The 20,640-nt window shown below is 40.4% G+C and carries 22 protein-coding genes; 8 read left to right on the top strand and 14 right to left on the bottom strand.

The genetic code is table 11. From position 1 onward, the window contains the following. Positions 1-130 precede the first annotated feature (130 nt). From AN394_RS08850 to corA, 5 genes are all read left to right on the top strand, one after another. Positions 131-514: a hypothetical protein gene (locus AN394_RS08850; protein ID WP_055021296.1), complete on the top strand. Its 384-nt coding sequence runs from the start codon at positions 131-133 to the stop codon at positions 512-514. 167 nt (positions 515-681) lie between these two features. Continuing rightward, positions 682-894, top strand: coding sequence for a helix-turn-helix transcriptional regulator (locus AN394_RS08845; protein WP_054560716.1), 213 nt, complete (start codon positions 682-684; stop codon positions 892-894). Between the two features lie 31 nt (positions 895-925). Further along, a complete protein-coding gene (locus AN394_RS08840; RefSeq protein WP_054560715.1) occupies positions 926-1,540 on the top strand; it encodes a hypothetical protein in 615 nt (204 codons plus the stop codon). Between the two features lie 28 nt (positions 1,541-1,568). Beyond that, positions 1,569-2,798: a serine hydrolase gene (locus tag AN394_RS08835; RefSeq protein ID WP_055021295.1), complete on the top strand. Its 1,230-nt coding sequence runs from the start codon at positions 1,569-1,571 to the stop codon at positions 2,796-2,798. Between the two features lie 121 nt (positions 2,799-2,919). Continuing rightward, positions 2,920-3,876 (top strand): magnesium/cobalt transporter CorA, encoded by a 957-nt coding sequence (corA, locus tag AN394_RS08830; protein WP_055021294.1) that lies wholly within the window; start codon positions 2,920-2,922, stop codon positions 3,874-3,876. Between the two features lie 78 nt (positions 3,877-3,954). Here corA and dps read toward each other — a convergent pair whose 3' ends face one another. The 4 genes from dps to AN394_RS08810 all read right to left on the bottom strand — a co-directional run bounded on the left by dps (position 3,955) and on the right by AN394_RS08810 (position 7,461). Then, on the bottom strand, positions 3,955-4,473 hold the full coding sequence (gene dps, locus AN394_RS08825; RefSeq protein WP_054551887.1) for a DNA starvation/stationary phase protection protein Dps: 519 nt from the start codon (positions 4,471-4,473) through the stop codon (positions 3,955-3,957). Positions 4,474-4,700: 227 nt separating this feature from the next. Then, a complete protein-coding gene (locus AN394_RS08820) occupies positions 4,701-5,120 on the bottom strand; it encodes an HPP family protein (protein ID WP_054551886.1) in 420 nt (139 codons plus the stop codon). Between the two features lie 79 nt (positions 5,121-5,199). Further along, a complete protein-coding gene (locus AN394_RS08815) occupies positions 5,200-6,105 on the bottom strand; it encodes a substrate-binding domain-containing protein (RefSeq protein WP_235576248.1) in 906 nt (301 codons plus the stop codon). A 207-nt stretch (positions 6,106-6,312) separates the two neighbouring features. Further along, positions 6,313-7,461, bottom strand: a complete 1,149-nt coding sequence (locus tag AN394_RS08810) for a GGDEF domain-containing protein (RefSeq protein WP_082422967.1) — start codon at positions 7,459-7,461, stop codon at positions 6,313-6,315. Positions 7,462-7,606: 145 nt separating this feature from the next. Between AN394_RS08810 and AN394_RS08805 the strand changes: the two genes are divergently transcribed. Continuing rightward, positions 7,607-8,278: a penicillin-insensitive murein endopeptidase gene (locus AN394_RS08805; RefSeq protein ID WP_055021291.1), complete on the top strand. Its 672-nt coding sequence runs from the start codon at positions 7,607-7,609 to the stop codon at positions 8,276-8,278. A 19-nt stretch (positions 8,279-8,297) separates the two neighbouring features. Here AN394_RS08805 and AN394_RS08800 read toward each other — a convergent pair whose 3' ends face one another. Beyond that, positions 8,298-8,888, bottom strand: coding sequence for a LysE family translocator (locus AN394_RS08800; RefSeq protein WP_055021290.1), 591 nt, complete (start codon positions 8,886-8,888; stop codon positions 8,298-8,300). 99 nt (positions 8,889-8,987) lie between these two features. On the opposite strand from AN394_RS08800, the gene AN394_RS08795 reads away from it, so the two are divergent. Next, on the top strand, positions 8,988-9,437 hold the full coding sequence (locus tag AN394_RS08795; protein WP_055021289.1) for an Lrp/AsnC family transcriptional regulator: 450 nt from the start codon (positions 8,988-8,990) through the stop codon (positions 9,435-9,437). A gap of 184 nt (positions 9,438-9,621) precedes the next feature. Continuing rightward, positions 9,622-10,212 (top strand): hypothetical protein, encoded by a 591-nt coding sequence (locus AN394_RS08790; protein ID WP_055021288.1) that lies wholly within the window; start codon positions 9,622-9,624, stop codon positions 10,210-10,212. Positions 10,213-10,236: 24 nt separating this feature from the next. Here the strand turns inward: AN394_RS08790 and AN394_RS08785 are convergent, their stop codons facing one another. From AN394_RS08785 to AN394_RS08745, 9 genes are all read right to left on the bottom strand, one after another. Further along, the gene (locus tag AN394_RS08785) at positions 10,237-10,938 is read right to left on the bottom strand and encodes a (2Fe-2S)-binding protein (RefSeq protein WP_055021287.1); all 702 of its coding nucleotides are present in this window, start codon (positions 10,936-10,938) and stop codon (positions 10,237-10,239) included. Further along, positions 10,913-13,312 carry a GNAT family N-acetyltransferase gene (locus tag AN394_RS08780; protein WP_055021286.1) on the bottom strand — a complete coding sequence of 800 codons (2,400 nt, stop codon included), beginning with the start codon at positions 13,310-13,312 and terminating at the stop codon, positions 10,913-10,915. Before AN394_RS08780 ends, AN394_RS08785 begins: the two co-directional genes overlap by 26 nt. Before the next feature lie 19 nt (positions 13,313-13,331). Next, positions 13,332-14,519 (bottom strand): MFS transporter, encoded by a 1,188-nt coding sequence (locus AN394_RS08775; protein WP_055021285.1) that lies wholly within the window; start codon positions 14,517-14,519, stop codon positions 13,332-13,334. Then, a complete protein-coding gene (locus AN394_RS08770) occupies positions 14,516-15,808 on the bottom strand; it encodes a lysine N(6)-hydroxylase/L-ornithine N(5)-oxygenase family protein (protein ID WP_055021284.1) in 1,293 nt (430 codons plus the stop codon). The genes AN394_RS08775 and AN394_RS08770 overlap by 4 nt, the downstream gene beginning before the upstream one ends. Continuing rightward, complete coding sequence (locus AN394_RS08765) at positions 15,801-17,345, bottom strand: aspartate aminotransferase family protein (protein WP_055021283.1); 1,545 nt, start codon at positions 17,343-17,345, stop codon at positions 15,801-15,803. Before AN394_RS08765 ends, AN394_RS08770 begins: the two co-directional genes overlap by 8 nt. 466 nt (positions 17,346-17,811) lie before the next feature. Beyond that, entirely contained in the window at positions 17,812-18,381 is a 570-nt protein-coding gene (locus tag AN394_RS08760) for a PepSY-associated TM helix domain-containing protein (protein ID WP_054561184.1), read from the bottom strand. After that, positions 18,374-18,844 carry a DUF4920 domain-containing protein gene (locus AN394_RS08755; RefSeq protein ID WP_054551863.1) on the bottom strand — a complete coding sequence of 157 codons (471 nt, stop codon included), beginning with the start codon at positions 18,842-18,844 and terminating at the stop codon, positions 18,374-18,376. Before AN394_RS08755 ends, AN394_RS08760 begins: the two co-directional genes overlap by 8 nt. Before the next feature lie 89 nt (positions 18,845-18,933). After that, positions 18,934-19,569: a response regulator transcription factor gene (locus AN394_RS08750; protein WP_054560701.1), complete on the bottom strand. Its 636-nt coding sequence runs from the start codon at positions 19,567-19,569 to the stop codon at positions 18,934-18,936. A gap of 3 nt (positions 19,570-19,572) precedes the next feature. Further along, on the bottom strand, positions 19,573-20,469 hold the full coding sequence (locus tag AN394_RS08745; protein ID WP_160316759.1) for a sensor histidine kinase: 897 nt from the start codon (positions 20,467-20,469) through the stop codon (positions 19,573-19,575). Between the last annotated feature and the right edge of the window lie 171 nt (positions 20,470-20,640).

The following is a 20,640-nucleotide window of genomic DNA, read 5'->3' as shown; positions in this document are numbered from 1 at the left end:
AAACGAGATAAATGTTACAAAACACATCAGGTAACAATTATCTGCTTTAGGTACTTATCTTTAGCTTGCTTAAAATACACCCAGTACTATAAGTTAGGGTTTCTGTTTAATTAATAATAAGGAAAAACTCATGGCAGATAATTACACACCACCTGAAGCAAGCCTTCAGATGGCATCTGAAAATAACTCAGGGCAGGGGAAGGTAGACGATTTACCCGAGGGCATTAAAGGCTTTAGTTGGGGCGCTTTCTTGCTAAGTTGGATTTGGGCAATTGGCAACAGCACTTGGATTGGCTTATTGGCCTTAGTGCCTTATGTTGGTTTTATTGTGTCGATTTATCTGGGCTTTAAAGGCCGAGAAATGGCATGGCAAAATAAACGTTGGGATAGTGTTGAGCATTTTCAACGAGTACAAAAACAATGGTCATTTTGGGGCGTGTTGATCATTGGTGGCATATTTTTATTGGGTATTGTAGCGGCGATAGCTATCCCTGCTTACCAAGCCAATGTCTAACTTATAAACAGAGCGAAAAGCCAGTATTTACTGGCTTTTTTTATGCCTGAAATGGTCAAAATATGGGTTTAATTACTTACTGAGTTATTATGTTTTTCATTCTTTATTTTATGATAATCGTAAAATAAAGTTTGACAATCATAAATCCGCTGTGTACTTTTTAGACTATGAAAATACGAATCAACCTAGATATAGAATTGGCAAAGAACAAAATGCAGCTGAAAGAGCTATCTCAGCGCATTGATATTTCTATGACCAATTTATCATTACTAAAAAACGGAAAAGTGAAAGCGATCCGCTTTAGTACCCTTGAAGCTATTTGTGAAGAGCTTAATTGCCAACCCGGCGATATTTTGGTGTACGAACGCGATAGCGAATAACTTTACAACGCAACAGGATTTTGGAGGGCATATGCTCAACCGTGATTATTTACTACCCGGCATAGCAGCGGGGTTACTTGCCATAATTTTTCCTATGTACTGGATTTCAGTATTTGGCGAAACACTTGATGGCTTAGGCGAGGCGCTTAAGCTCGATTTGCAAAGCTTAAACTTTTCAGACCTTGTGTTTGTACTCATTGGTGCACTTGAAATCTATGTGTACCTGAGTTTACGCAAGGCACTAAAAGATATGTTCGATGTTGAAGGTGTACGCATACTGTTATGTGTGTTGGCGGTGTTGGTATTAGCTTTTCATGCCACTGTGTTATGCGATGTTTATCTTGCTGTTGCAGGTGATAAAGCATCGAATGATGTAGTAGAAAGTATTTCAATTATTGCCATGGTGGTCTCGGCTGGGAGTTTAGGCTTGTATGCGTTAGTGGGTTTGATCACAGCCGCATTATTACTAACAAAGCGCCATGGAATGTCATCGTTGCTAACGGTGTTTTCTATCCTATTGTTGCTAATGTGCATCTTACAGCTAACGGTGATTTTTGCTTATTTGAATGTGTTTTTATTCCCAGCAGCATTATTAATTTTAATGGTGTTCTTTATCAAAAAACCTGAGCAAATCGAAGTGATTTAACAGCGCTTTGTAACACAAGGAATAGGGTATGAGCTGGTTTAAAACGATTCTGTTAACGCTATTTTTGTCATTTGTTTGGGCTGCTACCTGTGTATATGGTGGTGTCAGTGGTTGGTTTTTAAAACCCATTGCCGAAACGGGCAACACTGAGCAATTTATTGCTAATAGTCAGGCGCTGATTGCCAACAATCAAGCAAACATCGCTTATGTTTTGATTGAAAATGGCCAAGTGGTTTTTCAAGATTACTCAAAAAGCAAAGATGAAATAACTGCAAATACTTTGTTCCCAGTGGCATCGCTCAGTAAATTTATTACCGCCTATGGTGTGATGAGTCTGGCAGAGCAGCAGCAAGTCCTTTTAGATCACGCTATTAATGAGCAACTGACGGGTTGGCAGTTACCTGAATCAGAGTTTGATAATCAAACTGTTAGCCTTGCACATCTGTTATCGCATACTGCGGGGCTTGGTGATGGCTTAGGCTTTGCTGATATTCCTCTAAATGAAACCGTACCAAGCTTGCTTGAGTCGCTCAACAAGCCGCTATCATCAACGGGTGTGCGTGAAATAAAAGTCACCAAGCCTGTGGGCGATTTTAAGTATTCTGGGGGCGGCTATTTAATGCTAGAGCTGCTGGTAGAAGAAAAAACGAATCAACGTTTTGCAACTTGGATGGCTGATAACGTCTTTAAGCCAGTCAATATGACTGATGCCAGTTACGATGTACTCACTGAGTTAGACAACATCGCACCTGCTTATGATAAAAGCGGGCAAGCTGCGGGGCATTTTCAATACGCATCGGCAGCAGCAACAGGTTTACTGGCAAGTAGCCATGACTTAATCGCTTTAGTGCAAGCATTGACATCACCTAAAACAGGGCAGTTAAGCCTGCAAATGATCAGCTCCATGCGAGCGCCTTTGGCAATTAGCTTAGGCGCACCAATTTGGGGGCTAGGTACCATGCTTTATGCACCAACAGCATCGGGAGATTTTGTGTTTGGCCATGATGGCGCGAATGAGCCAGCAATAAATAGCACACTTCGCATCAACCCAGATAACAATGATGCAATCATCGTACTTAGTAGCGGCGGTGAACATATTGCATCAAAGCTCGGTTATGAATGGACGCTTTGGCAAACCGGTTACCCCGACTTTTTAGCGTTTGATGTTGCCTTGCAAAGTGCTTTTGTACCTTGCTTAATAGGCCTTGGCATCATCTTGATAGGTATGCTTTTGGTGCGCTTCAAAAAAGCGAAATAAGCAATTGATGTTAGGTTTAAATTATTTTTCTGCTTTACCCGGTAATTAGTAGCATTGTCATTGTTCATTAACGTGAACAGCTATAGTATTTGCTATACATTGATTATTCAGGGTAGGGCGCATGTTACGATTTTTTTCTATAGACCAAGGTGTGATCACAGAAACTGAGCCAGCTGCTGATACACCGCTTGTTACTTCTATTAAAAATGCCCACTGGATTGATACCATAAATCCGACTGAAGAAGAACGACAAGCGCTGGCAAGCACGCTTAATATCACCTTACCTGGTGCTGATGATGTTGAAGAAATCGAGGCCTCTTCCCGTTGTTTTATTGACCATGAAGGTTTGCATGTGCATGCGCTTTTCATGTCACCAAATGAAGGGCGCTTTAATACGGTAACCGTGGCTTGTTTGCTACAAGACAACTGCTTGCTGACAATCCGCGATGATGAACTAGCCGATTTTCGTCTTTTACGACTGCGTGCTCGGAAAGGGCAGGTAGCGTGTGATAATCCAAAGCAACTTTTGGTGACTTTATTTGATCAAAAAGTCGAAAACCACGCTGATATGCTTGAAGACATGCATCACCAGTTAGAAAAACTCAGTGCCTATGTACTTGAAGAGGATGACTCAGACTTAGAAGAAGCTGTTAGTCGAATTTCGCGCCTTGAAGATAATAACGGTAAAGTGCGTTTATGTTTGATGGATACGCGCCGGAATATCTCGTTTTTACTGCGCCACCTAGGAGCGCCGACAGAAGACCGCGAGTCACTTCGTGAAATTGTACTCGATATTGATACCCTTATGTCTCACTGTACATTTTTGTTTGATAAGGTGAATTTCTTAATGGACTCGACTCAGGGTTTTATTAACATCGAACAAAACCAAATTATAAAAACCTTTTCTATTGCCTCTGTGGTGTTTTTACCGCCGACCGTTGTCGCCAGTATCTATGGGATGAATTTTAACAGCATGCCTGAACTGCAATGGGCATGGGGTTACCCGTTTGCAATTGGCATTATGTTGCTGTCTGGCTTTGCACCTTACTTGTTCTTTAAACATAAAGGTTGGTTGTAACAAAGCATAAAAAAGCCCAGCAAATGCTGGGCAAGGGGTCTTCGGATAGACCTAGGGGGTTTAACCTTTAAATGGGGTTTAACCTTTCAATTCGCCGGTAGACGATTCGATATGTGCACGAACAAACCATTGGAATTGTTCTAAGTCAGCCAGTTGGCCGGTGATCATATCTTCAGAAACTGGGTCTAGCTCACCAAGCTTATCGATAGCTGCACGGTGGTCTTTATTGACTCCGTTATACACTTTATCAAGCGCTGTTAGATGGTCAGTAACTAAGCCTTTACCAATTGAATAATCTTGCCAAGTACGGCGTTCTACAATTGATTGTGGTGTGCCAACAGGTACGCCGCCCATAGTTGCAATACGCTCTGCAATCGTGTCAGTCATCTCTTGCACTGCGCTTACTTGCGGGTCTAACATTTCGTGTACACCGATAAAATTAGGGCCAACAACATTCCAATGAATGTGTTTTAAAGTGAGGTGTAAATCGATTAAAGCGACCATGCGCTGGTCTAGAATAGCAATCGTGTCAGCTGCAGCTTGGTCTTTAACACCGGGTGCTGTAAATTCTGCGATTTTTGATGATGAATTACTCATTACTCCTCCGAGATTATCTGTAAATTTCCTTTCGCTTTTAATCTAAAAAGCATGTGTAATTACATAGAAGCAAGCGTTGTGCCTAATAATCTTTAAATTATAAGGTTATGAATTTAAAGGGTTAATTTAATTTGGGTCTTGAGTGAGGGTGATACTAGCTAAGAAGAAGTATGAAAACTCTGCACACCTTCTGTAAAAAATTCAGTGTGCAGATACTAATTTACGACTTAAGAAAGTAAAGCCGCCGCTAAACGAACAAAATCAGATGAGGTTAGAATGCCCACTAGGTTGTTATCTTTATCAACCACAGGCATGCAGCCATGACGGTTTTCAACAAAAAACTTAGCAACTTCGTGTAGCGGTTGCTCTGGCGAGATACTGGTAAAATCGGTAGCCATAATATCAACCACTTTAGTTTGCTTTTCCTTGCGTTCGAGGGCGCTGGCACTGTAATTAGCCATGATATTCATTACCTGAGCAATCATGATTTTTTGCGTTAACATGCCAACCAAACCACCATGCTCATTGATCACTGGAATATGGCGGACATTTTTCTCTTTCATTAGATTATGCGCGTCATGCAGGGTATTTTGCGCGCTAATGGCGAATGGGTCTGGCGTCATCAAATCACTAACTAGGTGTGTCATGGCTAAATCCTTACAATTAATCAAGTTGTGGTAAGTCTAGCGCTTATCGAGTTAATTGCACTTTAGTGAGATCAAAGTTTTAGTGATTAACGGTGCAAGTACCTGCATTATTTTGCTGACAATAATGAAAGTCTAAATAATAGTGAGACTTAGCTGGTCGTTCACCTTTAGTGAGGTATTGATACATCAATTCTGCAGAAAGTCGGCCCATTTCAAATGGGTTTTGACCAATATTGGCCGATGATAATCCTTGTTGTAATACTTCTAATTGCATTTGCTCAGTATCGGCAGAAACGATCACCACCTCTTGATTAGCAATACGTTGCTTATGTTTAGCAATCACGTTTGCATAATTAGGGTTAAATTGGGCAAAGCCCGCTACCGCTAAAAATAGTGGTGGATTTTCAAGGTTAAGAAGTTTGTCGAGTTGACCGAGGGAGACCTCTCGCTTGCCTAAGCTATATAAAGGGCATCTATCAAACTCACTCCAGCCATTTTCACCACTTAAACGTTTATCTTTTTGCCCAGATAACGCATAGCGAACACCTTCAATGCGCTTGTTTAAATTAGGTGTTGTTGAGTGCCCTGATTGAATACACACCTGGTTATTTTCTTTGCTGGTGAATTTTTTTAATTCGTTCCCCAAGGCCACACCATAGTCAAAATTGTTGGTACCTACATAAGCTAAACGGTACTGCTGATCTTCTTCGAGCAGATCAGAGTCAAAAGTGATCACAGGAATATTGTTATCTTTAAGCTGTTTAAGGGCTCTTTCAACAAGGTAATTGGAATCTGTGGTTGCGATTAATAAACCACTAATGTTGTTTCTGCGAACAAGGTCGGTGATCACTAAGACTTGTGTGCGAATATCTTGAAAGTCTTTGGGGCCATCGTAAATACATTCAAAATCGAGATGCTGTTTTGCAAATTGCTCACACCCTTTAAAGGCTTGCTGATAAAAACTATCGTTTTTGGTTTTACCCACAACTGCCACCACATATTTAGCCTGAATTGGCAGGGCAAAAAGCCAAAAACTGGTACACAAAAGTACCCAGTTTAATTTAAAATTTAATAATACTTTTAAGGACATAGCACTACATATTGCAAGTTAAGCACGAGCTAATTATAGTGACAGAGTTGGAATTTACAAGATTGATAGAAAGGCATTTGCTTTCGTGGCGTCTCTAGTTATTTACTCCTTGTTTAGGCTGTTTGTTTCTATGCGATTACGACCATTATTTTTCGCTGCATAAACGGCTTTGTCTGCGCGGTTTACTAAGCTTTCAAAGCTGTCATTTGGTTGCCAATTGGTTAAACCAAAGCTAGCAGTAACCGATATAAGATGTTCTCGATAAGCTATTTGACTGGTTTCAAATGTTTTACGTAGGCCCTCTAAAAATTGCTTAGCCGAGCTGATGTCGGTAGCAAAGAACAACAGTAAAAATTCTTCACCGCCGAGCCTGCAACATAAGTCACCTTTATTTAAATGCTGTTTCATTAGATCAGAGAACACTTCAAGTACAAGGTCACCGCCATCATGCCCGTAACTATCATTAATACGTTTGAAGTAATCAATATCAACTACGCAGGCGAATAAGCTAGATGTTTGACTTGGGCTGAATAGTTGCTGTTGTTCAATAATGAATTGCAGCCCGCGGCGATTGTAGAGCCCGGTAAGCGGGTCTTTTAGAGACAATTCCAAATAACGCTTTTTTTCATCCACCAACAGGGTGGTGATGAGACCGAGGCCAGTCATAACAAACACGGTTGCATGGGCAATGACGGTCAATGAATACAAGGTCGCTAAGTTATGTTCATGGGTAATAATACTTAGCTGTGAAATGGGCACTAATAGTAAAATGCATTGCGCCATTGACAACACAGTGTTGCCAATATTCTTTTCACATACAGCGCGTTTAGTGGTGAAGTAAATAAGTGCGGGTAATACGCTTAATGTAAAGCAGGCTTCGACAAGGGCAAGTTGATTTATATTTTGAGTGAGGAGGGCAAATACAGAAAAAATAGCACCATGCGCAATAATTATCTTATTAAATCGGCTGGGTTCGTCGTGGTTATAAATGGATAATTGTAGCAACGTCATGGAAATCATATAAATCACCACGCCAGAGCGAAAACTTGGCGTAAGGTCTAATAAGTCTTGGATCCAAAGCCATGCAAAGCCAATTACACCAAGGTAAAAAAACAGGTTAAATAAGTAAATCGAGCGGTTATTAAAACTACTGCGCATCAGGCGCGTGGCTATAATGGAGCAGGTTACTACCGTAATGAGTAAGAAGACAAAAAAGCCGTGGTAAAAGTAATTCTCTACGTTACTAGCCATGAGTCGCACTGAAAAGCTCTAGGTAAATAAAGCTTAGCACAGGAAAAATTACTCACCTTTAAATCCTACCTATGATTCAAAAATGCTTTAATCGTTAGTTCATTTATTGATAGCTAAGCTTTAAATTTTTAAAGAAGCTACTGCAATGAAAACATGTTTATTTTTAGCCTTATTATTTTGCTCTGGGTCGGTTTTGGCTAATAGCGTCTGTGGTGGAACGACTGCCAATGGCTATGTACGCAATGCAGTAAAACTACCCAGCAAGGGTGATAACTTTACCAGCTACAGCAAAGTGGCTGAGCTGGCAGGGCGTACGTATGTTCATTCGCAGGTAAAAAACATTATTGTTGATGCCTACCAAGCGCTCCAGAAATCCCATCCAGATAAACGATACAAATACGCTGAAACGGGCTTAGAAAATGGCGGGAAATTTAGCCCGCATAAAACTCATCAAAATGGTTTGTCGGTTGATTTTATGACACCTGTTATTAACGAAAAGGGGCTATCAGTTCATTTGCCTACACATGTGTTTAATCGTTTTGGCTACGATATTGAATTTGATAAACAAGGTCAGTTTGAACAGTTTAAGATTGATTATACCGCTTTAGCAGCTCATATTGTTGAGCTGCATAAATCGGCTACAGCAAAAGGTTACGATCTTTGGCGGGTGATCTTTGACCCAACCTTGCAAGCTGGGCTTTATAAAACCAAGTATGCTAACTATTTACAAGATCATATTCAGTTTTCTACTAAGCCATCTTGGGTGCGACATGATGAGCATTACCATGTTGATTTTTTAGTGCCGTGTGAAAAATAAGCTAAGAAAGCTTGCTCATTTAAAACAAACTAAACATCACTGAAGCAATTAATAGTATTGCCATTAGGTAGTTAAATGCTTTTAAGCGCTTTGGGCTGGCAAGCCAGTGTTGCAGCTTTTCGCCAAGTAAAGTCCACGAGCTGACACACGGCAGGTTAATTAAGCCAAATACGAGGCTTACGATTAACACTGAGGTGAGGTTTTTGTCTGGGGCATACAAACTAACCGCGCTTAATGCCATTGCCCAGGCTTTTGGGTTCACCCATTGAAATAGTGCAGCCTGAATAAAAGTAAACGGCTTACTTTCACTACTGGCTTTTTGTTGTGCGTTACTTGTGGCAATTTTAAACGCCAGATATAGCAAGTAAGCAATGCAAAATACTTTTAACATCAAATAGCTTGGAGGGAATAAGTCAAATAGCTGCATGATGCCAAGGCCCACCAAAACCAGCATCAACATAAAGCCAAGCGTCACGCCAAGTAAGTGTGGTGTGGTTCTTTTAAAGCCAAAGTTAGCACCTGAGCTCATCAACATTAAGTTATTTGGTCCAGGGGTAATTGATGACACCAAAGCAAATAATGCCAAGGCTGTTAAAATTTCAAAACTCATCGCTATCTCTCCATTTGAATTAAGATGCAATTATAAGTTGTAATACGCGCAATTTTTGCGCTTAATGTTGTTTTGTATGTTTAAGGTTCACAATCAAAAATGAAAAAAGATAAAATTAACGACAGAATATTGCATGAGCTTAAACGCAATGGCCGAATTGCCAATGCCGAGCTGGCAGATAAAGTGGGTTTATCACCATCGGCATGCCTTCGTAGAGTGCAAGAATTAGAAAAGCTTGGGGTTATTGCAGGGTATCGGGCGGTTATTAATAATCAGGCTTTTGGCTTAGGATTTATCGCTTATGTTGGGGTTGGTTTAAATGAGCACTCAACAGTATCTCAGCGAGCATTCGAACACGCTCTTGAGTTTATTGATGAAGTAAAAGAGTGCCACAATGTAACTGGCTCGTTCGAATATTTGCTGAGGGTTGAGACGGCGGATCTCAAGTCCTACAAAGCCTTTCATGCAGATGTACTCGGCTCAATTCCACAGGTACGAACCATTACCACTCACGTGGTGATGGAATCACCGAAGGATGAACGCGCTTAACAATAGAGTTTGTACCTTTTTTGTTATTAATTTATTGCGAGCTATAAGGCCTTAGTCTAGAATCTTCGCGTTAAAATAATAATATATAAGGAAATTACGTGAAAACGTTGGTACAGATACAAGCAAGATCATTGCGAAAGATACCAGCGAGAGTACATCAACGAGTACTGCGATAACGACTTCGATGAGTATGACCTTAGGTTATTCGACGGAGCTTACCGTAGGGGCTGGTATTGGTGGCGATCATGATTATGAAAAATATGCCATTAAGCATCAGTTTTATGGCAGCCCTTTAGAATCGGCCGTCGAGAAAAACTTCTCTATGGCTGTCAGCCTTGGCTATATTCGCAGTGAAGATGCGGGGTATGGTCCACTATTAGCGGGTAATTATGATGACGATACCTATGATTGGGATTTATCGCACGATACTTATGATATTGCACTCATTTCAGGATACCGCTTAAGCTCAAAAGCCTTATTATACGGCAGTGTCTTTTATCAAAAAGGCACTATCGATGTTGATTATACCCAAATGTATTACCGTACAGAGGAAGGTGATGTATTTTTATCGGGTGCATGCAGTGATACGCCAGAGCAGTGCCTTGATTTTAGTGCTGATTACGATGGTCATAATGCAGGTGTCAGCATTGCACTTGAATATGCATTTACGCATTGGTTCGCTATTACAGGTGAAGCTGTTTATAAATCGATGAACTGGTTTGATCGCAGTGAAAGCGAGACAGCGGCAAATGTAAACTTTGAATTTAGGTTCTAGGTTCGGCTTTTCGAGAAAAAGGCATTAGCAAGCGCTAGTGCCTTTTTTGTTTAACGGGCAGTTAGCGCAATAATCAGCGGCTACAAGTTGGTAGTGTAAGCAGCAGGTTTTACGCATAAATGTCAGCGTATTGTTTTGATCACGAAAGCGATGTTTACCACATAGCTTTTGCCATGGTTGAAAACGCTTTGCTATAAATTCTATCGATTTCTCTGGCCAGCAAGCGATTAACGCTGCGTGGAAAGTATCACTTTGTAAACGCTTTAATAACCCTTCATTTAACCTGTATTGCAATGGCACGTTATTATACCAAGCGTGCTGGTGATCAATTAAATGATTGGCTGCCAGTTCTATCAAATCTGCATTATTAAAAGAGTCTTGTTGAACCATGATATTTAAATTAGCCAAACCATAAATATGTGAGCCCGTTACCCGCTGCTTAATATTGACCAGATCAGGAATGCAACCAAGGTGCTCTACACTGGCTACTAATAAGTAAATAACTTGCCAGCTCAGTTGTAAGTAGAGATTGATTGCGACATATCCCTCAGTAACATTTGTCCCTCTTAATTTTATAGCGTTAGCCAAATCGGTTAGTTGCTTGCTAGTTAAACATTGACTGCTAAACCATTGTTCATCGTTTGTTGGAGTTAAGAACGTCAGCAGTGAACACTGCTGACGTAAGGCTAACTCAAGCTTATTATGCTGTTGTGTTTGCAAGTGCATATTGCGCCAATGGGTTTTGCAAATCACCTGCATACTGCAAGCTTGAAGCTGGGTCGGTAATATCAACCATTTGTTGATTATTACGCAGCTGTAAGCGGTTTAAGCATGACAATGGGAATGACTCAGCAAATAAATCATGCTCAGCAAACTTGTCTTTTAGCGCTGGGTGGCTCGCCTGATACTGAACAATTGTATCGGCGACGGCTTGCCAAAATTGTTGTTCGGTCAGTAGGCCATCAGTTACTAAAATTGCCGAAAGGTAGCGGAAGAAGCAATCGAAAATGTCAGTAAAAATAGACAACACGGCAACGCCTTCTGGAATGGTTACCTTAATCCGCTTTATTTCATCATTCAGCTCGATGTTACTATTTAATAAGGCAATTTCTTCACCAATGTCTTTAATGAATACGCCTACCGGAACATGATTGTTAAATCGAATGATGAGGTTTTCACCATGTGGCATAAAGACTAAATCATACTGGTAAAAACAATGTAGCAATGGTGTCATATAAGCCTGTAAGTAGTGGGCTAGCCACTTATCAGCACTTAGCCCCGATTTGGCAATTTTAGCACTTACAAATGAACGGCCTTCGCTATCGATATGAAGTAGACTTGCCATAGTGGCAAGGCTTTCATTCTCGTCCATATATTGAGCAGGATTTTCACGCCAAAGAGCCGCCATCATTTTCTTATAAGGGTTATCGCCAAGCGCAGGATGTGTGTAATACTGCTCATCAAAGCCAAGGGTTGCGACTTCTCTTAAAGGTTGAAACTTCAGGGATTTTAAATAGCTATCTTGGTTTACTAAGTCGAACAACCATTGATTTATTGCCGGAGTTACTTTCATATAGGCGCTCGATAAGCCCCGCATAAAGCCCATATTTAAAATCGATAAGGCGGTTTTAACATAGCATTTGTGTGGTTTGCTGATGTTATACAGGGTACGAATTGATTGCTGCGGTAAATAACTATCTTGCGAGTAGCCTAAGCACACAATGTGTTTTTGCGAGATATGATAGCTATAAACATGGACTAATTTGTTGAACCACTGCCATGGGTGCATAGGAAATAACAGATAGTCACTTGGCTTTAAACCTTGCTCAGTTAGTGCTTTTTCAAAGCGCAAACGCTCAGCTACATCAAGCTCATCGGCAATCAAGCTCTCGTATTTATAATCATCGGTACTTTTAAAGGTGGTATGCTGTTTGTGGCACGCAAGCCATATTATTTGAAATGGGTTTGCGGCTTCTGGGGTATATTGGTGAAAATCTTGTGAGTTAAAACCAATGCGGCCATTGTTGGCAATAAAGCTTGGGTGACCCATGGTCATTTGGGTTTCGATCAGCTGAAAATCTGCGTCTGCTAATTGCTGAGCGTTATAGCGATTATTTTTAAATTTAAATGCAAAGCCACTGAGTGTGCTCGCGAGTTCTTCGAGGTAGGTGCCAAGCATTGATTTGTCTATGTTTAACTTGTCATTACACTCAAGTACAAACGAGATAGCGTCTAATGGCTGGCTGTGGTTAAGCGCCATTTTAGTAATGCTATTTGGATCTACTTGTAGGTGATTAAGCAGCATTGATTCACCTTTAAACTGATAGCTTTGCCCACCCATGGTATGCAACACGTAATGGTTTGGTTTTTCACTGTCGTAGCTAAATAGTCGTTCGTGATAAAACTCACTGAGCATTTTGGCAATCAGTAAACGGTTTGCGTATTGCCACGCTTGTTGGTCTAGATGTGAGGTACTGCAAGATGGCGTTGCTTGTTGCACTGCGGGACCTTGCTGTGAAGTGTCGAATCGAGACGAAAGATGCTGTAAGTAATTAAAATGATCTTTTTCTAAACTACCTAGTAATGCAGTTTTCTCACCTAATTTAATAACTTTATGATGGCTGAAACCTGCCTTTAAGTTAAGGCGATGAATTTTATGATTGGCTACATCTGGCTCCACAATCACTCGCTCACATGAGAGGGTATTAAACATAAACTCTAATACCGACTGCATAACAGCAAGGCTAAACCCTGCAACAGAGAACTGCTTTGGAGCGAGTAAAATATGCATGCCCAAATCGCCGTTTTTAAGCGCTAGGTGGTTCTCAAGTTTCAGTATTTGTGGTTTGTAAATCTCAATTAAAGCAATGGGTGTTTGGTTTATTTCAAGCAAATAGGCTTGTTGAGCCTCATCTTTATTGAGTGTTGTATAAAATTCTAAAATTTCTTCGGGTGAATGTTCCATTGCTCCCCAAAATTGAGCTTGGGGATGTTTAAGCCAAGGGGTAATAGTTGTTAGATCGTGTTCAGGGTTTAATGTTCTGATTTTTACATCACCAAGCAAAGCGTGCTTGATAGGAGTTTCAGTGATGTTTTTCATAATCGTGTTCTCTTAAAAATTAATAACTGTGAATAGGGTCTGTTGAGGTATGTTTGTTGCGTAAAAAAAGCAGATAAAACAAACATAAAGTGATGGCAAAGCCGACAGAACCTGTCAGTAATGGGGTGTTAAGTTCAAAGCGAGATACTAAATCTCCCACTAAAAATGAGGCGCAGATGACACCGATATTTTGCATAAAATGAAGCTTGGCAAAGTCGCTTGAGTAAAAACGTGGTTCGCTCATTGCAAACAACATGACTTGTAGACGCACGGTTAGTAAAAATAGCCCAATAGCAAATACAACACGGCCGAACACAAGCCATTGCCAGTGTGAACTAAGTTGTATAAATAGGCCGATACTGCTCAACACAAGTGCATAAGCGATTGTTTTACTGTGCTTATTGGTTTCGGCTTTGTTTTTGGTTGTAATCAAAATGATAAGTGCAACCCAAGCAGGGATAGCAAACACAGCGCCAGCTAAAAGAGCGTTGTTAAATTCGCTTACTTGTTGCCAAAGTAGCGTAAAGTATGGCGTTGCTAAGAACATGCTGAAGTACACGCCCATAGATATAACTCCTAAGCGAATAATGTAGCCAGGGAAACGCTGTCGTTTTACTGATGATGCGCTTAATTCTCGCGGCTTGTAGCTTACTTTTAATAAGTAAATTAAATACAAGCAGAGCATAACTTGTAAGCAGTCACCCGCAGCCATCACTAAATATAAAAAGCGCGGCTCAATACTTTGAATGATCAAGCCACCTAATAAAGCACCGCCAATACCACCAAAGTGTAAAAGCACGCTAAATAAAGCAACGACACCGAGGTGCTGTTGTTTTTCTTCGATACTTAGAACAAAGGGATAAATAAGCAGGTAACTTGCTTTAAATACCAGCATGAGCTGTGATAACAGCCAAAAGCTCCACACGTTTTCGCTATAAAAGCACGCAACACCCAATAGCCCTGCAATTATTTGGGTGATCACCCATAAATACAGTTCATGCACGTGCTGTGCTATTTTCGCCCATACAGGGAAAGCACACATCACGGTGATGCAGCAAACAGCAATATAGGCACCAATGTGATTACTTGATTGCAAACCAAATTGGGCACTAAAAAACTGCGGGTAAAAGGGCAAAATCATGGTGTCGCAAACAACAGAAATAATCGTCAGCAACACCAAGCTTGACTTTAATGCGGGTTGTTTCATGCTATTTGCTTCTGTTTTTCGTTGACAACATCGGGTAAACCAAACTCTTGAAAGGCAATTTGCGTTTCAACAGGATAGGGGGCATAACCTAAGATTGAGCGCAGAATATGGCTGTTTCGATAGCAGGCCATGCCCAGATCTGGCGTTACAAAACCATGACTGTGTAGCTCAGCATTTTGTACAAACAGCCTTTGAAGCTTGTCGATACTATAATTTCGCTCAACAGCAAAGCACCCGTTATCTAGCCAATTTATTTCGCTCATTAAGCCACTTAGAAAATCGGGTAACTGATAACTAAAACCTGTTGCCATAATGACCTGATTACTATGTAAGCTAAATTCAGCCTGTTGTTCACTGTGTCTAAAAACTAACTTACTGCCTTGTTTTTTAATGAGCTCGCTGTTGGTTAGTAACCTTGCTCGGTTTACCCCTTGAATATCAAGTTGGTAGAGCTGATCATAAATCTGATTAATTAACTCTGAGTTGATGCCTTTGTATAAATTACGTTGCTTGGCTAGTAACTCCTGTTTGGTTGTCTGTTCTAGGTTATAAAAGTAATCAACATACTCTGGAGAGGTCATTTCTAGCGTGAGTTTCGTGTACTCAAGAGGAAAGAAACGCGGCGCTCGCGTTACCCAATTGAGTTGGTAGTTATGCTGTTTAATGTCACACAACAAATCATAAAATACTTCAGCAGCACTTTGACCTGAGCCAATCACAGTAATGCTCTTACTATTTACTAACTCATCCCGTTTATACAGATATTCAGTGGCATGGCAGAGCTGTGTATCTTCTGCCTGAACAGCGGGTGGATAATAAGGTGAGGGACCTGTGCCTAGTACCAGGTGGCGACAATAAAGCGTTTTAGTTTGCTTTGCTGATTCGACAGTGAGTACATAGAGCTGCTTAGTGTGATCAAACTGGCTATGAATGACTTTATGACCAAATTGTATGTTACTTAATTGGCTTGCTGCCCATTGGCAATACTGGTTGTATTGCTCACGTAGTAAAAAGAAGCTTTCTCGAATATAAAACTGATACAGCTTACCTTGTTGTTTCGCGTAGTTTAAAAAGCTGTATGGATTGGTTGGATCTGCCAATGTAACTAAATCAGACATAAACGGTGTTTGTAACGTAACACCATCGAGCATAAGCCCAGGATGCCAATTAAATTCATCACGTTGTTCTAAAAATAGCGAATCAAGTGTTTCAATTGGTTCAGCTAAACATGCTAAGCTGAGGTTAAACGGACCAAGACCCACGGCAATTAAATCGTATACTTTATTCATGGCTAGTTTCCTCAACTTTTAGGCGTGCCTTGATGCTGTAGGCGCAGGCTTTAATATCAGCTGCAATGCTTTTAATGTCTTCAATTTGTGTGTTTGGATTAAGTAACGTGAACTTTAAGTAGTTGATACCTCTAAATTTGGTGCGAGCAATGGCACACTCACCTTGTTTGAATAGCTCATCTTTAATTTGATAATTAAGCAGGTTTAATTGCTCATCACTGAGGCTTTTATCGTTAAAGCGAAACACTAAAGTGCTGAGTTCAGGTTGGTGAATTAGCTCAAATTCTGGGTCTTGTTTGAGTGCCACATAACTACTACGGGCTAATGCCATAACAGAAGAAAACACTTTGCCAATCTGTTCGTGGCCCATAATGCGTAAAGTTAGCCAAAGTTTTAAGGCATCAAAACGGCGAGTCGTTTGAATGCTTTTATCAACAAGGTTTGGTGCTGCTTGTGGGTTGTCGTTAAACGGATTTAAATAATCAGCATGATGAGTTAAATGTTTAAATTGTTTTTTATTAGCAACAATAAATGCACTGCTACTGACAGGTTGTAAGAATGATTTGTGGTAATCTAACGTCACCGAGTCAGCCTGTTCAATGCCATTGAGTAAGTGACGGTGATCATCAGCGGCAAGTAGTCCACAGCCATAAGCGGCATCGACATGAAGCCATAAATTATCAGCTTTGCACCGTGCTTTTAGCTTATCGATAGGGTCTATTGAACCAAAGTCAGTTGTGCCTGCAGTGGCAACAAGCGCTATCGGAATCTTGCCTTGTGCTTTACATTCATCAATCGCTGCATCAAGTGCGGCTAGGTCCATTTTAAACTCTTTATCAACAGCAACAGGAACAACCGCGTTATAGCCAAGACCCAGTAAAGCGGCTGACTTTTGAATACTAAAATGGCTGACTTCAGAGCAAAAAATACGGTAGCGATGAGCATCTGGACCTAAACCAAAATCGCGAATAAGGTGCCCTGATAAGCGCTCTGCTGCATGATCTCTAGCAAGTAACAATGCCATTAAATTAGATTGACTGCCGCCACTTGTGAATATGCCATCGGCAGCAGCACTTAAGCCAATGCGTTCGATACTCCAGTCAATTAACTTTTGCTCAATGAGCGTCCCGCCAGCACTTTGGTCCCAGGTGTCTAACGAAGAATTTATAGCAGTTAATAACTGTTCGGCTATCACCGCGGGGTAAGCAACGGGGCAGTTTAGATGGGCAACATATTTTGGATGATGAAAGTAGACTGCATGATCTAAATATAGAGATTTTATTTCGCCTAGCGCTTGCTCAACGTTATTGAGAGGTTGACTTAGTTCAACACTGGCAATTTGTTTACTGAGCTCCTTATGACAGACACCAGAATGAACTTGTTTTGCAGAACGCAGTGCTTGATGGATAAGCGACAGTGTTTGCATTGAAGCCATCTCATATTTGAGTAAATTATTTTCGTTAAAAATAAACGCATGGGGCTGTTCATCAACGTTTATTGATGAATGAGCATTATGCACGGGGGCTAATTGATTCACGACTCAATTCCTTCTTAGCTAAGTTGAATCGGGATCGTAATGATAGTGATTCTCAATATCAATAATAATAAATCATTAATTTACTTTACAATTTAATTACCTTTTGTAGGTTGAAGGTGTTTTATTTTTTGTTTTATCTAGTAATAAATAATTGTAATTAAGTCATAAATTACAACTAAATTAGTCCCTTTTTTAGGTTCTATTTGGCAGCGTTCTTTTGCTTTTTCGGTGAAAATGCTCACAAATAAAAGCAATAAAGCCATCATTTAAGAAAACTATAATAGGTAGGTGAGAGGTTTTAAGAGCTAAGTAAACACACTTTGAGCTGCTATAAAATGCTTAAGCAAAGTGAGGATTCTGCGAATAGTTATTTTAAAAAAGCTGTGTCAAAAAGTGGGTGAGGATTAAATTAATTGAAAATAATGTTGCCATCGCTGTTTGCTAGAATGGCAACAGGAACTTTAGTTTATAAAAATACATAAGCAGCGGGGAGTAGCATACCGCTAATCACTAATACTGAGCGGCTGCCCCATGGGCTATTTTTACCTTTGATCATAAACAAGCCGCTGATTGCTAAAAACAGCAGCAGCCCAGCAAAAATATCAGAAAAAATCACCCAAGAAGCGGTTGTCTCGTTCAAGTGTAAGCGGTTAAATGCTTGAAATACATGACGAGGCTCAATGGCTTCATAGTTTATGATATCTTGATTGAGTTTAAGGCTGAGGTTGTTACCGTTTTTTAAAAACACCTTAAACTCTTGCGGCGATACCCAATAAGAGGCCTTTACCGGCTCGCTTACATCAGCATGAGAGATAATTTGCTCAATCAGCAACTCGTCATTATCTAATTGCCAAGTTTCATCGCTCACACTGATTTGCTGGTGGCTTACTTTGTAGTTTGGGTTCCAATCATCTTTGTGGTTCACTGCAATGCCAGAAACCGCAAAGATAATCACTAAACCAACACAAAAGTAACCAATATCGCGGTGTAAGTTTCTGTTTAACTTAAACCAGTTGATACTTGATTTGTTACTCAATGATTTCAACTCCGCTCGGTACGAGCTGATAAATAGCCATTGCTTCAGTCACTGAGTTTGCATCAAAGCTTTCGCCGGCTTGCTGCGCTTTGTGAGCAAGTAGCGCTTTAGTGCGGCCAAGGCTAAGCTGAATTTTATCGAGTTTACCAGTTACGATAGCTTTACTACCTTTAGCCGTCATCGGGAACACCATGTCGCCATCTTCAACTTTGATACGTAAGTTTTCAAAGCGCTTGTCAGATGCAAGTGTCATCCAGCAACCACGTTTTTCGCATACCCCAGTGATAGTCCCTTCCACGGTAATTGGACTTGCAAGGTAATCGTCTGGTGAGGCCATAACCGTCGAAATTTTAATGAGTTTGTCACTGTCGACTTGATTGCCAAACTGTAAGCTAAAGGCGTGTTGGCTAAAGCTTAAAAGCGCCAATGAGAATGCAATAAATGTTTTTGATTTTAGGAACATAGTGGTTGCTTCTTTAAATAAAATTAAGCCTTAGTTTAAGCGATTTACTTGTATGATAAAAGCTTAATGAGATTAAAAATGATTTGCAATTATATCAAACCTAGATCAATTGCTTTTAATGCTGCACGGGTTCTATCACGTACATCTAGCTTTCTGAGAATAAAAGACACTTGATTACGGATAGTCCCTTCAGACTTATAAAGTGCCTCGGCGATTTCACTATTTGAATAGCCTGCAGCGATTAAATTGAGCACTCTAAGCTCGCTTTTACTTAATTTATCAGGAGTTGCTAAAGAAGTATCGGTTGTTTTAGTGGGCTTATTCAAAATTCGCTCGGTGATCGCAGGAGCTAGCGCTGAGCCACCTTTAGCAAGTGTTTCGATGGCGCTGACCAAGCGCTCTAAATTAATATCTTTTAACGCATAACCCTTAGCGCCATAGCGAATACATTCTAGCACTTGTTCACTATCATCAAAGGTCGTGAGTACCAGTACTGGTTGCCTCAGCTGTTGTGCTTGCATACTTTTCAGTACGCCAATACCGTCTAGAATAGGCATGCGAATATCAAGGAGTACAACATCAATAGAATGTTGCTTGAGCATCTCAAGAGCCGTTTGGCCATTGTCAGCCTCAGCCACGACTTGAATATTTGCTTTAAGGGCGAGTAAGCTTTTTAAGCCTTCTCTTAATAATGTTTGGTCATCAACGAGTAATACCCTAATCATTTTTTACGCCAAAGTATGTGGATTAAGTTTATGAGGTAACGTTGCAGCAATCGCAAACCCATTATTATTTTGTTCAAACTCGATTGCCCCTCGCACTAAAGCTAAGCGCTCTTGCATGCCTGTTAAGCCATTGCCTAAGTTCAGCTTGGGCATTTCGCCGCCGTTATCATAAATAGTGAGATGCACTGAATCAGCTTGGAGGTCTAAGCTTACCGACAGCTCGGTCGCATCACTGTGTTTAATACAATTCGTAATCGCTTCTTGCACAGTATGAAATAACGTTTGTGCCAATAACGTATCACTTATTTTTATATTTTCATCGTAATTGAGTGTGACATTTAAGCCTGTAACATGGCTGCACAGTGAGTTAAGCGATGCATGTAAATCAATGGTTTGGTTTTCTCGCATTGACGAGACAGAGTCACGCACATCATTTAATAACAAGCGGGTAATTTGCTGTGCTTTAGTTATGTGTTTTGGTGCTTCATGATTAGCACAATGATTGGCGACTTCTAAGTGAATACTGAGTCCTGTAAGGTGGTGGCCAAGGGTATCATGTAAATCTCTGGCAATACGAATACGTTCATCGCGAGTTGCGGTGTCGTTTAAAAGCGCTTGAGTTGCTTTTAATTCACGTAATAAATGGGCTGCTTGTTCTTTGGCTTTACGCTCAGAAATAAGCCGAGTAGCAAAGCGATAGGCAAAGCTATTGTATAAAGTGAAAGCCAACCCGTTGAGCAATACAAATTGCTTATCAAAGCCATAGTGAAGCGTCAGCGCCATCAAAAAGGGCAGGCAAATGAGTAAATAGAGGCTGGCTTTGTTTGGCTCGTAATCGCTGAATTTAACTAAGAAGATGATCAATAGAATTGCAACAAAGCCAATATTAAATAGCCACATCAATAGCACAACATTAGCGATAGTGAAGTTCAAAATACGGGTTTGATAGTGCTTAAATCGTGATCTGAAAAACTCAAAATAAATTAAAAAAGCAAAAAAGCTTATAAATAACACACTGATCAAAAACGTATTTATTGTACTAAAACTTAGCTGCGCCGACTCTGCTCTTTG

Source organism: Pseudoalteromonas sp. P1-26 (assembly GCF_001401795.1).
Taxonomy (GTDB): Bacteria; Pseudomonadota; Gammaproteobacteria; order Enterobacterales; family Alteromonadaceae; genus Pseudoalteromonas.
This window is presented reverse-complemented; position numbering and strand designations above follow the sequence as displayed.

Excerpts from the sequence above, each read along its gene's own strand:
- AN394_RS08850 (WP_055021296.1), top strand. The coding sequence starts at position 131 with ATGGCAGATAATTACACACCACCTGAAGCAAGCCTTCAGATGGCATCT.
- AN394_RS08845 (WP_054560716.1), top strand. The coding sequence starts at position 682 with ATGAAAATACGAATCAACCTAGATATAGAATTGGCAAAGAACAAAATG.
- AN394_RS08840 (WP_054560715.1), top strand. The coding sequence starts at position 926 with ATGCTCAACCGTGATTATTTACTACCCGGCATAGCAGCGGGGTTACTT.
- AN394_RS08835 (WP_055021295.1), top strand. The coding sequence starts at position 1,569 with ATGAGCTGGTTTAAAACGATTCTGTTAACGCTATTTTTGTCATTTGTT.
- corA (WP_055021294.1), top strand. The coding sequence starts at position 2,920 with ATGTTACGATTTTTTTCTATAGACCAAGGTGTGATCACAGAAACTGAG.
- dps (WP_054551887.1), bottom strand. The coding sequence starts at position 4,473 with ATGAGTAATTCATCATCAAAAATCGCAGAATTTACAGCACCCGGTGTT.
- AN394_RS08820 (WP_054551886.1), bottom strand. The coding sequence starts at position 5,120 with ATGACACACCTAGTTAGTGATTTGATGACGCCAGACCCATTCGCCATT.
- AN394_RS08810 (WP_082422967.1), bottom strand. The coding sequence starts at position 7,461 with ATGGCTAGTAACGTAGAGAATTACTTTTACCACGGCTTTTTTGTCTTC.
- AN394_RS08805 (WP_055021291.1), top strand. The coding sequence starts at position 7,607 with ATGAAAACATGTTTATTTTTAGCCTTATTATTTTGCTCTGGGTCGGTT.
- AN394_RS08800 (WP_055021290.1), bottom strand. The coding sequence starts at position 8,888 with ATGAGTTTTGAAATTTTAACAGCCTTGGCATTATTTGCTTTGGTGTCA.
- AN394_RS08795 (WP_055021289.1), top strand. The coding sequence starts at position 8,988 with ATGAAAAAAGATAAAATTAACGACAGAATATTGCATGAGCTTAAACGC.
- AN394_RS08790 (WP_055021288.1), top strand. The coding sequence starts at position 9,622 with ATGAGTATGACCTTAGGTTATTCGACGGAGCTTACCGTAGGGGCTGGT.
- AN394_RS08785 (WP_055021287.1), bottom strand. The coding sequence starts at position 10,938 with ATGCACTTGCAAACACAACAGCATAATAAGCTTGAGTTAGCCTTACGT.
- AN394_RS08780 (WP_055021286.1), bottom strand. The coding sequence starts at position 13,312 with ATGAAAAACATCACTGAAACTCCTATCAAGCACGCTTTGCTTGGTGAT.
- AN394_RS08775 (WP_055021285.1), bottom strand. The coding sequence starts at position 14,519 with ATGAAACAACCCGCATTAAAGTCAAGCTTGGTGTTGCTGACGATTATT.
- AN394_RS08770 (WP_055021284.1), bottom strand. The coding sequence starts at position 15,808 with ATGAATAAAGTATACGATTTAATTGCCGTGGGTCTTGGTCCGTTTAAC.
- AN394_RS08755 (WP_054551863.1), bottom strand. The coding sequence starts at position 18,844 with ATGTTCCTAAAATCAAAAACATTTATTGCATTCTCATTGGCGCTTTTA.
- AN394_RS08750 (WP_054560701.1), bottom strand. The coding sequence starts at position 19,569 with ATGATTAGGGTATTACTCGTTGATGACCAAACATTATTAAGAGAAGGC.
- AN394_RS08745 (WP_160316759.1), bottom strand. The coding sequence starts at position 20,469 with ATGTGGCTATTTAATATTGGCTTTGTTGCAATTCTATTGATCATCTTC.